Annotated in this window: 17 protein-coding genes and 3 pseudogenes; 2 read left to right on the forward strand and 18 right to left on the reverse strand. The window is 68.6% G+C overall.

Going from position 1 to position 13,837, the window contains the following annotated elements; genetic code table 11:
• Positions 1-29: 29 nt before the first annotated feature.
• The 8 genes from AB0D34_RS30810 to AB0D34_RS30845 form a co-directional block, all read right to left on the reverse strand.
• Positions 30-722 (reverse strand): GAF and ANTAR domain-containing protein, encoded by a 693-nt coding sequence (locus AB0D34_RS30810; RefSeq protein WP_362667255.1) that lies wholly within the window; start codon positions 720-722, stop codon positions 30-32.
• A 61-nt stretch (positions 723-783) separates the two neighbouring features.
• On the reverse strand, positions 784-1,455 hold the full coding sequence (locus AB0D34_RS30815; RefSeq protein ID WP_362667256.1) for a hypothetical protein: 672 nt from the start codon (positions 1,453-1,455) through the stop codon (positions 784-786).
• Positions 1,452-1,877 (reverse strand): STAS domain-containing protein, encoded by a 426-nt coding sequence (locus AB0D34_RS30820; protein ID WP_362667258.1) that lies wholly within the window; start codon positions 1,875-1,877, stop codon positions 1,452-1,454. Before AB0D34_RS30820 ends, AB0D34_RS30815 begins: the two co-directional genes overlap by 4 nt.
• Before the next feature lie 466 nt (positions 1,878-2,343).
• Entirely contained in the window at positions 2,344-3,585 is a 1,242-nt protein-coding gene (locus AB0D34_RS30825) for a PP2C family protein-serine/threonine phosphatase (protein WP_362667260.1), read from the reverse strand.
• A gap of 238 nt (positions 3,586-3,823) precedes the next feature.
• Positions 3,824-4,135, reverse strand: coding sequence for an STAS domain-containing protein (locus tag AB0D34_RS30830; protein WP_362667262.1), 312 nt, complete (start codon positions 4,133-4,135; stop codon positions 3,824-3,826).
• Positions 4,136-4,267: 132 nt separating this feature from the next.
• Positions 4,268-4,543, reverse strand: coding sequence for a hypothetical protein (locus tag AB0D34_RS30835; protein WP_362667264.1), 276 nt, complete (start codon positions 4,541-4,543; stop codon positions 4,268-4,270).
• Between the two features lie 10 nt (positions 4,544-4,553).
• Positions 4,554-5,102: a DUF5994 family protein gene (locus AB0D34_RS30840; RefSeq protein WP_362667267.1), complete on the reverse strand. Its 549-nt coding sequence runs from the start codon at positions 5,100-5,102 to the stop codon at positions 4,554-4,556.
• A 147-nt stretch (positions 5,103-5,249) separates the two neighbouring features.
• Positions 5,250-5,597 (reverse strand): hypothetical protein, encoded by a 348-nt coding sequence (locus tag AB0D34_RS30845; RefSeq protein WP_362667270.1) that lies wholly within the window; start codon positions 5,595-5,597, stop codon positions 5,250-5,252.
• A gap of 502 nt (positions 5,598-6,099) precedes the next feature.
• Between AB0D34_RS30845 and AB0D34_RS30850 the strand changes: the two genes are divergently transcribed.
• Complete coding sequence (locus tag AB0D34_RS30850; RefSeq protein WP_362667272.1) at positions 6,100-7,101, forward strand: acyl-CoA desaturase; 1,002 nt, start codon at positions 6,100-6,102, stop codon at positions 7,099-7,101.
• A gap of 42 nt (positions 7,102-7,143) precedes the next feature.
• A complete protein-coding gene (locus AB0D34_RS30855; RefSeq protein WP_362667275.1) occupies positions 7,144-7,542 on the forward strand; it encodes a DUF5994 family protein in 399 nt (132 codons plus the stop codon).
• Positions 7,543-7,608: 66 nt separating this feature from the next.
• Here AB0D34_RS30855 and AB0D34_RS30860 read toward each other — a convergent pair whose 3' ends face one another.
• From AB0D34_RS30860 to AB0D34_RS30905, 10 genes and pseudogenes are all read right to left on the reverse strand, one after another.
• A complete protein-coding gene (locus tag AB0D34_RS30860; RefSeq protein ID WP_362667278.1) occupies positions 7,609-8,133 on the reverse strand; it encodes a DUF5994 family protein in 525 nt (174 codons plus the stop codon).
• A 499-nt stretch (positions 8,134-8,632) separates the two neighbouring features.
• Positions 8,633-8,905: a hypothetical protein gene (locus tag AB0D34_RS30865; protein ID WP_362667280.1), complete on the reverse strand. Its 273-nt coding sequence runs from the start codon at positions 8,903-8,905 to the stop codon at positions 8,633-8,635.
• Positions 8,860-9,179 (reverse strand): annotated as a pseudogene (locus AB0D34_RS30870) (hypothetical protein). The gene AB0D34_RS30865 and the pseudogene AB0D34_RS30870 overlap by 46 nt, the downstream one beginning before the upstream one ends.
• A gap of 32 nt (positions 9,180-9,211) precedes the next feature.
• Positions 9,212-9,436 (reverse strand): hypothetical protein, encoded by a 225-nt coding sequence (locus tag AB0D34_RS30875; RefSeq protein WP_362667283.1) that lies wholly within the window; start codon positions 9,434-9,436, stop codon positions 9,212-9,214.
• A 4-nt stretch (positions 9,437-9,440) separates the two neighbouring features.
• Positions 9,441-9,983, reverse strand: a complete 543-nt coding sequence (locus tag AB0D34_RS30880) for a DUF5994 family protein (RefSeq protein WP_362667394.1) — start codon at positions 9,981-9,983, stop codon at positions 9,441-9,443.
• Positions 9,984-10,271: 288 nt separating this feature from the next.
• Positions 10,272-10,650 (reverse strand): annotated as a pseudogene (locus AB0D34_RS30885) (helix-turn-helix domain-containing protein); the annotation flags it as partial.
• Positions 10,651-10,700: 50 nt separating this feature from the next.
• On the reverse strand, positions 10,701-11,126 hold the full coding sequence (locus tag AB0D34_RS30890) for a PIN domain-containing protein (protein ID WP_362667286.1): 426 nt from the start codon (positions 11,124-11,126) through the stop codon (positions 10,701-10,703).
• Entirely contained in the window at positions 11,123-11,401 is a 279-nt protein-coding gene (locus tag AB0D34_RS30895) for a CopG family transcriptional regulator (protein ID WP_362667289.1), read from the reverse strand. The genes AB0D34_RS30890 and AB0D34_RS30895 overlap by 4 nt, the downstream gene beginning before the upstream one ends.
• A 64-nt stretch (positions 11,402-11,465) precedes the next feature.
• Positions 11,466-11,978: pseudogene (locus AB0D34_RS30900) on the reverse strand (phosphorothioated DNA-binding restriction endonuclease); the annotation flags it as partial.
• A gap of 125 nt (positions 11,979-12,103) precedes the next feature.
• Positions 12,104-13,201, reverse strand: a complete 1,098-nt coding sequence (locus tag AB0D34_RS30905) for a helix-turn-helix transcriptional regulator (protein ID WP_362667292.1) — start codon at positions 13,199-13,201, stop codon at positions 12,104-12,106.
• Between the last annotated feature and the right edge of the window lie 636 nt (positions 13,202-13,837).

Here is a 13,837-nt window from a genome sequence, read left to right on the forward strand (position 1 = left end):
GGGCACATTCCTTGGCCGGGACCGATGCGTCAGGGTTCCTCCTCGGCCTGATCCGGCTCCGCGTCCCGGGAGAAACGAAGCCGTCGGGCCACCACGTCGGCGGCCACGTCGGCGAGCCGGCGTCCCTGCGCATAGGCGTAGCCGCGGAGCCGGACGAAGGCTTCTTCGATGCCGACTCCGAGCTGAACCGTGAGCATCCCGCTGGCCTGGTCGATCTCCGCTCGGTATGCGCCCAGGTTCTCCAAGCTGCGGTCCGGCGTCGGAAGCTCGCCGGTCGGCGTGCCCGTCTCGTCGATCCTCGTGTCGAGCAGGAGCAGCGTCGCGAGATCGGCGAACGCCCAGGCGTCGGCCAGTTCCTCCGTGTCCAGTACGGTCGGGATGTTGGCGTACAGGTCCAGAACCCCCGGGCTGATCGCCCCCTTCTGCAGGGGGAGCGAGAACACCGCGCGGGCTCCGGCTTCCAGGGCCGCGTCGGCGAACACGGCCCAGTGATCCTGAAGTCCGGTGGCGAGCAGATCGGGTGTCAGGACGGCCGAGCCGCGTACAAAGGCGTCCACGCAGGGCCCCTCGCCCAGCGTGAGCTGGAGTTCCTCCAGTTGCTCGCTGATGTCGTCGGTGCTGCACAACGGATGGCTCGCCGCGGCCTTGGACATCGCCGACAGCCCGGCCCCGCCGACCGGCAGCGCGGCCACGGCCGCGGTGCACACGTCCACCACACTCACCCGGGCACCTCGTCGGACCGCCTGCTCGGCCACCAGCATCCGAATGCGGGCCGACCGCCTGTCAGGCCCCACCCGGGCCACCGCCTCCAGGCATCGTGACAAGGCCCTCCAGCCTCGCCGTGGTGCGTTCCCCGAGGGTAAGCACCAGCGCGCGGAACGTGGTGGCGCCCAGTGGCCTGCGAAGCTCTCCGATGTCCAGCCACCCCCAGGAGCGGAGGACAGCGAGGGTTGGGTGATCGGCCCGGTCCACCAGGGTGGCGCCGAGCGTTGCCTGATGGTCGGTCAGTAGCCGCTCCTGCACACGACGGGCGAGTTCCCGGTCCTGCGGGTGCGGCCGGATCAGGATGTCGGCGAACGCGAAGACGTTGCCGGACACGGTGAGTTGCTCGATGCCGCGCGGCAATGCCCCGTCGAAGCCGAGCCACCACGAGCCGTCGCCGCGAACCGGGAATCCGAAGGCGCATCCCATCAGGCTGTCCGTCTCGGCGATCACCATGGCGAATCCCGGTCGGCGCATGTCCGCGGTGAGACGGTTCAGTAAGTTCTGGCGGCTGGGACTGCGGTACGCATCACCCGGCGCCGTTGTACGGGACTCGGCATACAGGTCAGCCAGATCATCACGCAGGTCCTCCACCAGCCAGCGGTTCAGCCGACGCAACCGCGCCGGAACCATGGCGGAGGGCTCGCCGTCCTCAGGCTGCCGTGACTGTCCCCGCTCGGTTTCGGCCGTCATCGCGCATCGCCCCGGAGAACAGGCGCAAGTGGGACGGACCGGTGCGGTGGGGCTGGACGGGGCGCGGCCGGGGTGTCGCCGAGAGGAGGTGGCAGGTGGCCGAGCGGAGGGCCGAGGAGCAGGAATCCGCAGCCGGCGAGGTCGAGAATCCGAGCCAGCGTCTTCGGCGGGTAGTGCAGTCGCAGGGTCCCGCCGACCACGGTGGTCTGCTGCGCGGCGTGGAGGAATGCGTTGAGTCCGCTGCAGTCGCAGAAGGTGACGGCGGTGAGGTCGACGTCGATGGCGCGGATACCGTCCCGCAGGCACCGTTCCAGGGATGCGCGCACCAACGGCGCGGATTCGAGGTCGATCTCACCGGCCAGGGTGATCAGCGCTCGTGTCCTTCGGTCATGGCGGTGGACGGTGAGCTGTGAGAGGGGCATGACGCCTCGGTTCGGAAGATCATCCGGCAGCGGGCACGGTGGGCGGGGTTCCGGCTCCTGGGCGCGCTCCGGCAGGGGCGTACTTTCGGCGGAGGCAGAGCAACGTCCGGTCCGACAGCCTGCGCGGCAGGACAGAGGACCTACCCAGTTCCCTCCAGGGATGCGCCGGGTGGCAGACGAGGAGTCCGTACCAGGCAGCCATCCGTGTTCAGTAACAGCGTGCCGCCGGGGTCTGGGACGTCTAGCCGGCAGCTTAGTCCTCGCGTCGTGTGACGGACCGTCCGAAGCAGCCCGATCTCAAGATATGGACGGTGCGACCGTCGGGGACGGGGCGGTGGAGAAAGTTCCGTGTGTGGCCGTGGTCAGGGGCGCACCGGCGGACGGCCAGGGGCGAGTGCGTACCGGGGTTGGGCAGGCAGCGGGTCTCTGTGGCGTCGGCCCTGTCTTCGGTGGTGCGGTGGTCGGCTCATTCCAGGAGGGCGAGGTGTTCGGCGGCGCCCCCGCGCCATTCGATCAGGAACAGGGTCGCGTCGTCGGTGGTGCGGCCGCCCCGTTGCTGTTTGAGGGCGTGGGAGAGTGAGCGCACCACCGCTCGTACTCCCTTCTCGGTGTGTTCGATGCGGTTGACCCAGTGGATGAGTTGTTCTTCGCCGAATTGTTCTTCGCCGGCTTCGTGTTCCTCGATCAGGCCGTCGGTGAAGCACAGCACTCGGTCGCCGCGTTGGAGCATCTGCCCGCTGATCCGAGGTTCTTCACCGCCGAAGCCGACGGGCAGGGTGGTAGGGCCTGCCAGTTGCCGGACGACCTGGTGGTCGCGGATCAGCAGCGGTGCGGGGTGGCCCGCGTTGACCCACTGCAGGTGGCCCGTCGCGATGTTCAGACGCATCATCTGGGCGGTGACGAAGTGGTCGGGCCCGAACTGCTCGGCGATGGCCCGGTCCATGAACGCGTAGATCTCGGACAGGCCGATGTCGGCACGTCTGGCGTGCCGGTAGGCCCCGACGGCGACGGTCGCCATCGTGGCGGCGTCCAGGCCGTGGCCCATCGCATCGACCATGGCCACGTGCAGGATGTCCTCGTTGAGGGCGTAGTCGAAGCTGTCGCCCGCGACGTCGTAGGCGGGCTCCAGGATTCCGGCCACCGCGACCTGCGGGACGGACATCGCCAGCGGCGGCAGCAGGGACCACTGGATCTCCGCGGCCACGCTCATCGGTTCACGGCGCCGGGCGCGGAAGAACTGATCGGTGTAGCTGTGCTTGGTGACCAGCATGTCGGCGACCAGGCCGGCGAGTCTGCGCAGCAGTCGCCGGTCGTCGTCATCGACGGTGTCCATGGTGAGGGCCATCACGCCCACCTGGTCGCTGCCGTCCAGCAACGGCAGGTACATCCGGACGCCGTCGGTCCTCGGCACCTCGACCGTGGTCGCGTGCAGAAAGGCCGTGCCGGCGGGAGAGTCATCGATCGGCTCGGGCTCGCCGACCATCAGCCGCCGGCCCGGCAACGGCACCAACACCAGCTGGCCGTAGTCCTGCAGCAGGATCGAGACGTCGCGGCCACCGACCCTGGCCACCTCTTCCGCGATGAGCGGGGCGATCAGCTGCGGCGGCATCTCGTGCGCCCGGTCCAGCAGCACCCCCAGCAGCCGCTCACCGAACCCTTCCGACCTGTCCAGCACGCCCTCGTCGGGTCGGCGCTCACCTCCCGCCATAACCGCACTCCCGCACCGGCGTCGTCAAAGCTTCGGCTGCCGTGTCCATGCTCACCTCGTACCGCGAGTCCAGCGCCCCGCACCGACACACGGGCTCCTGACACGACCGTGATCAACCCGCACAGAGTGACGTGGCCGATCACCCCGAACAGCCCATTACGCCAGAGAACGGCATGTCACACATGATCAGAAGAGATGGCTCTCCGTGCCGCTGTGCACCTCATCTCTCCCGGAGCCGTCACAGGAGCAGAAGATCGGAGCCGGTGTCCGCGAGGAGCCGCGCGGTCTGGGGGGACGGGTGGTGCAGCCGCAGGGACGCGTGGGTCCCGGCGGCGTGCCGCGACGCGTCGAGGAAGACGCGCAGACCGCTGCTGTCGCAGCGGCCGACGGTAGTCAGATCCACGTCGATGGTGGTGATGCCGTCATACAGGCATCGCTCCAGCGCGGCGTGTACCTGGGGTGCGGTGGCCGGGTCGATCTCACCGGCCAGGGTGATCAGTGCTCGCCTGCCCCGGTCGTGCCGGTAGATGTTCAGCTGCGGAAGAGTCATGACGCCTCGGTTCGGATGCCTCGGTTCATGGGGCCCGGCCGCTCCTCATGCGGTCCATGGCCCGAGTGCACACGCGTGGGTACGAGTGAAGTCGATGGTCCGTCCGCGAGGCCGCTGACGGAAGCTGGCTGGTCACCTGTGATGAGTGGTACGGCTACGGCGGCGGCGCGGCGGGAAGCGGCCCCGGCCCCCGTCGCGGTGGTCCCGTCGTTCGCCGGCGGTCGGCGACTCGGACCGGTCCGGCCCCACCGGGGGCTGCGGCGTGCCCAGGCCGCGGCGGCCGGGCAGGGGGGAGCTGTACTGGTGCACGGCGATTCTGTCGGCGTGCTGGATGTTGAGCCGGTGGATCACGTATGCCGCCGCTGCGATGAGGACCACGAAGGCGGCGGCCGTCAGGAAGGTGTTCATGGCGGCCACGTCACATACCGATGATCAGTCGGCTGGCCCGGTCGGGCGGACCGGTCTGGTGGGGAACGGCAGCTGACACCGCGGAGGCGCCGCCCTCGTACTCCCATGCCTCGTCCGCGGCGATGAGTGCGCTCGCGGTCAGCGGCGGGCCGTCGTAGTCGGACGCGGCAGCCATCAGCCGGGCCGCCGACTCCGCCCCGGTCTCGGGTGGGATGATCAGCAGGTCCCAGCGGCCGGTGCCGTAGGAGAGCAGCAGCAGCTTGTGCGGGTCGATCTCCGGGGTGAACCAGCCGACCTTGACGATGTGACCGTCCACGGGAACCTTGCGCGGGATGACCGGCCAGTGTTCCGGGTTGACGGCGATGCGGGTGATGCGGCCCCACAAGGGGTCCAACACGGCGGTGAGCGCCGGAAGTTCGCTCAGCAGATCCCGGGAGCGGGGCCACCAGGCTCCGTCCAGGAGGCCACGGGAGGCGCCGTCGGTCTTCAGTGCCAGACGCGCGGCCGGGGCTGTGACGGGCTCGGGATGCGACAGGGGTGGAAGCAAGGTCGCCGACATGATGCGGACCCGTCTCCGGGCCGCCTCTGCGGCGGCCCGGGTTTCATCTCTCGCCGAGAACGACCCGGCGTGGAAGCCGGTGTGCGAAATGCCCTCGGTACTGTCGACACTACTCCGCGCTCGGCCGCGACGCGGAGTGCCGGCCGCCTAGATGTGGAGCAGTCTCTGGGTGATCTCCCGGTACTGCCTCAGCGCGAGCCGGAGTTCCTCGGACTGCGTCCCGGGATCCCGGTCCTGCCAGCCGGCGCGCAGGAGACGCCGCCGTTCCGCGAGGGCGTTCACGAGCTGGGCGGTCGCTTCGTCATAGGCGCTCTCGGCCTCTTCCAGGGCCTTGAGCGGGGTGTCGGCGAAGGTGTTGAGGGCGTGCCGGAGGCGCTGGACGATCTTGTCCTGCTCGGCCGACGGGAGCAGCGGCTCAGGGCCTGGGGTACGGCGCTCGGCGGGGACCCGGGTCTTGCCCACGGGCTGCTGGGCGCGTGTCTGGTCGTACATCACCGGGGACCGCTTCTGTTCCGCCTGAAGGCGACCCTGGCCTTCTCCGCGGCCTGCTTCAGGCTTCCGGAGATCCGGTCGGTCCTGCCTCGGCGCTGCAGTCGCCTGTCGTGGGTGACTCGGCCGAGTTCTTCCGCGATCCTGCCCTTCATCGTCTGCGCCTTGTTCCTCATGCTCCGTGAAACGGTCATGGCGGCCTCGCTGCTGTCCGATAGATGGGTTCCCGCGGGGTCTGGGCGAGGCGGGAAGGCGGAAATGCTTCGCCGTGTGTTCCGGAGTTGCACGGCCCGGCACCGTGCTGCCAGTCAACGTCCGGCAACGGTTCGTGTCAACGCGGTGGCCACGCGATCCGGCCCGCTTCGTCCCGGAGCGTGCGGGAGTACGGTGGAGGTAGCGGGGACTCTTCGTATGCCGGTGTCCGAACCGGCTCCGCCCTCGCGACTCCCATCTCATGGGCAGCCCGTGACCCCGGCCGCGCCATCCGCATCCAGGCCGAGGAGCACGTATGCCACTCAGTCCGACCACGTCCACGACGGTCACACCGTCGGACCCCGCCCCGCCGCCCCAGGGCTACGACGGGACGTCCCCGTTCCCGCCCGAGGGCCCGGCGCCCGCGCGCGGCGGCGGTGAACGCCTGTACGTCACGGTGACCGCGGTGATCGTTGTCCTGCCGTTCATGGCGATCGGTCTCGCCGGCTGGCTGCTGTGGGGGAGTCTCATCCATCCCGCCGACATCGTGATCGCCCTGGTCCTCTACACGATCACAGGTCTTGGCGTCACCGTCGGCTTCCACCGCGGTCTCACCCACGGCGGCTACCGGGCCGTCCGTCCTGTGCGGATCGCGCTCGCGGTGGCCGGTTCGATGAGCTTCCAGGGCGATGTCATCGGCTGGGTCGCCACCCACCGCCGCCACCACGCCTTCACCGACCGGCCGGGGGACCCGCACTCCCCCTACCGCTACGGCACACATCTACGCGGCCAGTTGCGCGGGTTGCTGCACGCGCACGTCGGTTGGCTGTTCGGCAACGACCGTACTCCGCCCGAGCGTTACGCCCCCGACCTCCTCGCCGACCGCGACATCCGCGCCGTCGCCCGCGCCTTCCCGGTGCTGTGCGTCCTCACCCTCGCCCTGCCCTTCGCGGCGGGCTGGCTCATCGGCGGTACCTGGGTGCACGGCGTGACCGCCCTGCTGTGGGCGGGACTTGTCCGCATCGCCCTGCTGCACCACGTCACCTGGAGCGTGAACTCCCTCTGCCACCTGATCGGTGAGCGCCCCTTCCGCACCCGGCGCCACGACCGGGCCACCAACCTGTGGCCTCTCGCCCTGCTCTCGTTCGGCGAGAGCTGGCACAACCTCCACCACGCCGACCCCACCAGCGCCCGGCACGGCGTCGACCGCGGCCAGCTCGACCCGTCGGCTGCCGTGATCCGTCTCCTCGAACGCCTCGGCTGGGTGTCCGACGTGCGCTGGCCGACGGCGGAGCGGGTCGCGGCCCGCCGTGCCTGACGTCAACCGCTCAATCACTTACGGCAGTTGGCAGGAGCCTTCATGATCACCGCACTGCGGTCCCCGCTTCCCTCCCACCCCGTCCTCCGGCTGCGTCTCGCCGCCCGCAGCGGCATGCCCCGACCCATCGACGGAGCGTGGTGGCCCCGTTCGTACGACCTGCTCGCCGAACTCCCCCGGCTGCTCGCCGGGTTGCCGCGTGCGTGGGGTCACATCACCAGCGTCACCGTCAACGGGGCGACGTGGTCCGCGGTGCCCGGCCGGATGCTCGTCGTCAACCAGGTCGTACGCCTGCGCAGGACCGTGGCGGCATCCGCCCCGCACACGATCGTCCTGCTCGCCCCCGGCCGGGGGCGCTGGGACCTGCTGGTCGTGCCTCCGGATACGACCGAGGAGACAGCGGAACCGCTCATGGCGGCCGCGGCAGGTGGTCACGTGTGATCCGGCCCACCACGGACTGCTCGGCGAATCATCAGGCACCGACGGCCGGGGCGGCGACGGCGACCGTCACACCCCCACCGCCAGCCGGCCGGGCCGGCCGCTGGTGGCCTCGTACGAGGAGGAGGTCTCGCCGGCCTGTTCCGCCGTCAGGAGGGCGGTCGCGGTCGTCGGCGGGCCGGTGTTCGCGCTCGCGGCGGCCATCAGCCGGGCGGCGGAGGGGACGCTGGTCTCCGGGGGTATCACCAGGAGGGCCCAGCGGCCTGCCGTATAGGACAGCAGCAGGATCTTGTGCGGATCCTGCTCCGACGTGAACCAACCGACCTCCACCACATGGCCGTTGACGAGGATCTTGCGCGGGAGGATCGGCCAGTGGCGCGGGTTGACGGCGATATGGGTGATCCGTCCCCACAGCGGATCCAGCACGTCCGCCAGAGCGGAGAGTTCGTGTGTCAGGTCACGTGACCGAGGCCACCAGGCACCGTCCAGTTCGACGTGGCCTGGTGAAGGACTCACGGCCTTCAGGGCGATTCGTGCGGTCGGTGCCCTGAAGGGAACGGCCCGTAGTGGGGGATGAGAGGTGGTCGCGGACATCGCGCGAACCCGTCTCCGGACCTCTGCGCGAGGGCAGCTGCCCGGTGTCGATTGCTCACCGGGAACGAAACCGGCATCGGAGCCGGTGTGCGAAATGCTCCCGATGAATTCACGCTACTCCCCGAAGAGGCCGAACGGACCGCTCCTGGACGTCGGCTCACGTTGCCGTGCTCGCGGGTGTGGAAGAGGTCGCCGAGTTCTCGGTCACCGCCGGCGAACCGTCCAGCGACGACCGGTGGCACCCAGTGCTGCCAGCAGCAAGAACGCGCCGAAGCCGACGACATCACCCCGATGAGCAGCAGAAGAAACAGCACCGCGTCATGTGCAGGTGGTGCGCAACGGCCCCGGCGTATACACACCGGGGCCGCCCTTCCGGGTCGTTGCACGTGAGAGTGCGCAGACCCACTCACCAGGATAGGCCCGGGGCGCCGTTTCACGCATATGGGAGGACATGGCCGTCATGTGCCCGGCCGGAGCCCTGAGGGCGGCCTGGGCCGTGTCAGTCACTGTCCTTCTCCTCGGTCTCCATGAGCTGGATCCCCTTGTGGAGCAGTGTGACCATCGCGGGTGTGTTTCCTCGCGCCCAGTCGACCTGGATCAGTCCCTCGGCCGCCAGATACGTGCAGGCGGCGGCCAGGTCCTCCTCGGGCATGGCAAGGCCCTCCCGCAGCTGCGCCCCGGTGAGGCCGAGGAGGCGATTGCCTTCGATGGCCTCGTACAGGCGCTTCATGATCGCCTGGCGGTAATGCTGCCGCTCGTGCAGTGTCGCCATGGTCGCCTGCCTCTCGTGCCGACACCGACGGAAACCCGTACGTCTGGGGAGGACGGGCTGGTCAACAGCCAGGAGCGCACCGGCGCCGCCATGCGCGTGGTGTCCACGGTGAGGTGGAGACGTGTTCCGCCGTCAGCGCCTGCGGGGTAGCTGCGTGCTTCGGTGGCGGTGAGACAACGGCGGAGAGTCTCCGCGGCAGGGCGAGCCGCCTCCGGGTCCGCGGCGACGATACGAACTCCGCGTGCCCGGCCGACGGCAGTTCCGGTGCCTTCATGGTGACCCCTTGCTCATACAGACTCTGCGTCATCAGCGGCTCCCGTCTCGATGCTCACGGCGTGTGGCGTCGCCAGGAGGACTCTTCGGCGCGGTCCCACGTGGGCTCTTACGGTTCCGCCGACCGATTCCCGGAAGGGCATCGCTGTAGCGGAACGCCCCGATCCTCTCGTCATGCTGCGCGTTGAGCCGGTGGATCAGGAACATTCCCACGATGATCACGATGGTGATCACGGCGACGGTGACGGCTGCCTCCACGTCCTCACCTCCTCGGGGCGGAACTCAGGATCCCGGTCGCGGCTCCGCCGTCGGTCTCCCACTCCTCTTCCCGGCTCCGAGTCTCCGCCGCGTCGTGGCTCATGGCCTCGTCGGCCATCAGACCGCTGGCCGTGCGGACACCTCCCGGAACGGTTGCTGCTGCCATCAGCCGGGCGGCGGCGGCCGGCTCCGTCTCCGGAGGGATCACCAGCAGGTCCAGGCGGCCCACCGTGTAGGAGAAGAGGATCACTTTGTTCGGGTCCTGCTCGTCGGTGAACCAGCCGACATGCACTGTGTGCCCCGTGACGGGGACCCTACGCGGGATGACGGGCCAGTGGGCCGGGTTCACGGTGACCTGGGTGATCCGGCCCCAGCACACGTCCAGCGCGTCCGTCAGAGCGGGGATCTCCCGGAGGAGATCACGGGAGCGGGGCCACCAGGCACCGTCCAGGAGACCTGGAACCGAGCCGGTCGGGGTCAGGGACAGCCGGGCCGACGCCGAAGGCAGCCGCTCTTTGATGATCGTAGGTTCGATGGTCGCGGTCATGACACGGACCTGTCCCCGAGCCTCCCCCCGGAGGCCGGTGTTGTTGCTCGCCGGGAACAACACCGACGTGGCGGCCGGTGTGCGAAGTACTCCCGGTGCCGTCACTCTACGCCGCTCCGAGGTCCGGGACGTGCTCGTGAGCGAGCGCAGCCGGTGCGGCGGCATACGACTTACGGTGAGAGGACGACTGAGAGGGCGAGATCCCGCGTTCGGCGGCGACACCGAATCCCGCAGACCGGCGCACACGCCATGACCGAATCCGACATGCTCGCGCCCCTGGGCTTCGGTGCCGGCCTCGGCCAGCGCCTGCCGAGCCGGGTCCTGCTGAAGCCCTTCTTGCGGCTGATCGGCGTAGGTCGTACGTCCGCCACGACATCAATACGGCTGTCGAGGAGAGAGGCGACGAACGAGTCGATGTCCCGGCCTTCGTATCCAGCGGACCAGAGGCCGGGAGCGATCTTGGTCTCCCGGAAGAGCTCATCGAGAGAGATCTCAAGTGCCTCGGCGACCGCTCCGACGGTCAGGAAACCTGGCTGGATCGCTCGCTCTCCAGACGGGCCAGCGTTCCTACAGCGATGCCGGCTTCCTTGGCGAGCCGCTCCCGCGACCACCCGGCTACACCACCGCAGGGGACATGACCGATTCGTCTGGGGGCGAGGTGGGACAGGGCCGTTCCGGCTTGCGACGGAGCGGGTGCTGGAGGGGGCGCGGGTCGGGTCACACCTTCTTGACGACGATGGTGTCCGGGACCAGCTTCTCCAGGTCGTCGACGTCCGAGGTGAAGACGGTGACCTGTCCCTTCTGCTGTTGCGCAATGACGGCGAGCACGGCGTCGATCGCGTACTTGTGGCCGTGCAACTTGGCGTCGGCCAGGAGTCGGCGTGCCTGGCGAGCCTCGTCCTTGCCGATGTCGGCGACCTGGAGTCGGGACAGTACCCAGTCCCAGCGTTGTTCGGTGGTTCTGCCGTCGTACGCCTCGACCAGGGTCATTGGCGACGTCACCACTTCGGCCTCTCCGCGTGCCGCGAGGTCGAGCCAGGCGATCATCTTCCGATCGCCGCGTACCGCGAGGGACAGGGCTTCACAGTCCAGTACAAAGACACGGAGCGGTCGCGGTCGGTGCTCACCCGCGCGCTTCTTCACGCAGCCTCTCCGGCGTTGTGCTGTCCGGAGGCGCGGCGCCGCTCGTGTTCGGCGTCGAGTTCCTCGAGCTCGTCGAGCGCAGCCGCATGCTCGTCGTCAGTGACGGGTCCGTGTTCTTCCTGCAGCCAGTCGGCCAGTTCCCGGAGTCGGTCCCGGTCGCGCTTGAAGCGCAGTGCCTCGGCGACGTATGCCGACAGGCCCCGCTCTGCCGCGTCCGCGCGGATCTCGTCCAGGAGATCCTCGGGGATCGTCACGGTTACCTTCTTCGTCGCCATACAAGAGACCATACTCTCGGTATCGTACTTCTTACCAGTGGGGCGCGTGATCGATGCTCAGCGATCAGGCGGCTGTGGCGGGGCGTGGACTGCCGTGGAAGACCTGGCTGGTATGCCAGGAGCGGTGGATCGCCGCGACGGGGTGGGCGCCTGGTTGAGGTCCGATGAGTGGTCGGTCGGCGAGCGCGATGACGTGTTCGCGGGCGGCGGGGCTGTGGCCGACGAAGCGCTGGGAGACCAGGATTCGGTGGCCCTCGCCGACACCGAGGACACCCATGTCGAAGAGCTTGTGGTGCAGCGAGCACAGGCACAGTCCGTTGTCGACGTCGTCCGGTCCGTCGAACGCCCACCAGCGCACGTGCGCGGCCTCCAGCCCGACCGGCACCGTGCCGATTCTGCCGTCGTAGCCGCAGGAGGCGCACTGATACTCGTAGGCTGTCAGGACCTGTTCCCGCATCCGCGGATCCCGCCGCCTCCGCACGGCGGCCGAGAGCTGTCCTGTCTCCGCCGGCTCCAGCTCCAGGCCGACGGCTTCGCACAGGTCGCCGTCGAGTGAAGGCGGGAAGTGCAGGTCGAGCTGCCAGCGCGGGTGGAGTTTGCGCTGGTCAGAGGCAAGGTCTCGATTGCTCTCGGTTGGCGTGGCGGGGGATTCGTTAGCGGGTTGGCTCCCAAGCGGCTCCCAGGGCAGCCGGACTCTCTGGCCTATGCCTGTGAGGGGATGAGCCTGCGGCGAGGTTGCGCGGGGCGCCGATTCCAGTCGGCCAAGGGCAGTAGGACGGAATGAAGGCGATCTCGGGGCGGTGGCGTGTTTCCCAGCCTCACCAAGGCAGCTGCCAGCCGGTTCATCTGGTCGGCACTGAGAAAGCCCACTTCATTGTGCAGGTAGCGCTGCAGAGTCGTGACAGTGATGCCCGTATGGCGTGCGAGCAGGGGAACGAACTGCGCACCGTAGTAACGGTTCAGCGCTTGCAAGTCGACCTTGAGAAGGTGCCGGTCGACGTGTACGGCCCTTTGCCTCGGCCACGCGGGCCTCGGCAGCTCCGGCCAGTCGCGCGCACTGCCGTCGCCCTCTTCCTGCTGGCCGGGAGCCACAGTGTCGGAGGCACCCGGGATTCTTCCGGACATCAGAGTACGCAAACGCACTTGTTCGCGCGCAGCATCAAGGCGGCGACGAGGGCTCGTACAGGTGCGTTCCAAAAGATCCAGCCACTCGACCCTCTCCGTGAAGCTTGTCACCCGGCACGCGTCGAGAAAGGCCAGCAGCCCACGCACCGTCACCGGCTGATGTCCACCAGCCATCGCGGCAAGTGTGGAGTGTGCGTAGCCGCACTCTCGGGCCATCGCGCGGAACGACACCGACCGGTAAGCGCGCAGCCCCGACAGCCAGAAGGGCAGTGCTCGAGGACCTGTGGCCTGCGAAGGAGGGGTCAGTTTGCCGGTCTTATCCCATCGCAGCCATGTTCCCCGCCACGCGGGACGGATGCGGTCCTCGTGGGCCATGCGCTTGGTGCTTGGGCCTGCCGATGCCGGACGTCCCCCACGCAGGGCGGACTCGCGTCGGACGAGCCACGGAGTCGTGTCCGTCTCGCCACAGGCTTCGACGAACGCCTTGAGTGTCTTTTCGCTGGGCACGCTGACTCCGCCTTGCGCCATTGACAGTGTGCCGGTCGACAGTCCCGACAACTGTGATAGGCGGCTGAGGCTCAGGCCGGCGCGCTTCCGCACCGCTCGCAGTTCGACAGCGAGCGCCACACACGGAAAACTTGGCTCATCGGGCAGTTCTTTGTTGGGACGTGCCAAGGCTGGTCATCCTCCCTTCGTTGGAGATGGGGCGCCGGGCGTACCCGGCGCCCACCGTGGTCAGGACAGGCGCAGGCGAAGGTCGGCTGCGACGATTCCGCTGGCGGCCACCGTCGCGACAGCGACGTGAGGTGTGCAGCCGACCATGACCAGCAAGTTCACTCCCGCAAGCACCAAAGCCAGAATGGCTGCGGAGGCTGGCGGCTTGCGTATACATAGGGCGGTAGCCACTGAACCCTGACGGACATAGCGCCCGAAGGCAGGCTCCCCGTGAGAGAGAGCTCGGGAACGGATGATGGCCATGAGATCTCGATTCCTAAAACGGAGCTAGGCCCTCGCGTCAGCGACGACCAGCTCCACGACCCGGACAAAGTTGAGCCAACAGGGGCCAGTTGACGCTGGACGCCCTGCCACGAACATCTTTACCGGCGAGGGCAACAGGGGGTAGCCCTTCAGACGAAAGATGAAGAATCGGCACCCTGGTTCTTCGAGAAATGGAGCGTGAAGCCCAAATTGAAGAACTCGGTCTTCGTATAAATCGGCTGGTCAGGTGCCTTTCTCTGCCCCTCTGTGTCCACGGAGCCGTTGCGTAGTTAGCCCGCCGCAGACCATCGTTTCCCTAGCGTCGGTGGAGTG

Source organism: Streptomyces sp. NPDC048420 (assembly GCF_040651535.1).
Classification (GTDB): Bacteria; Actinomycetota; Actinomycetes; order Streptomycetales; family Streptomycetaceae; genus Streptomyces.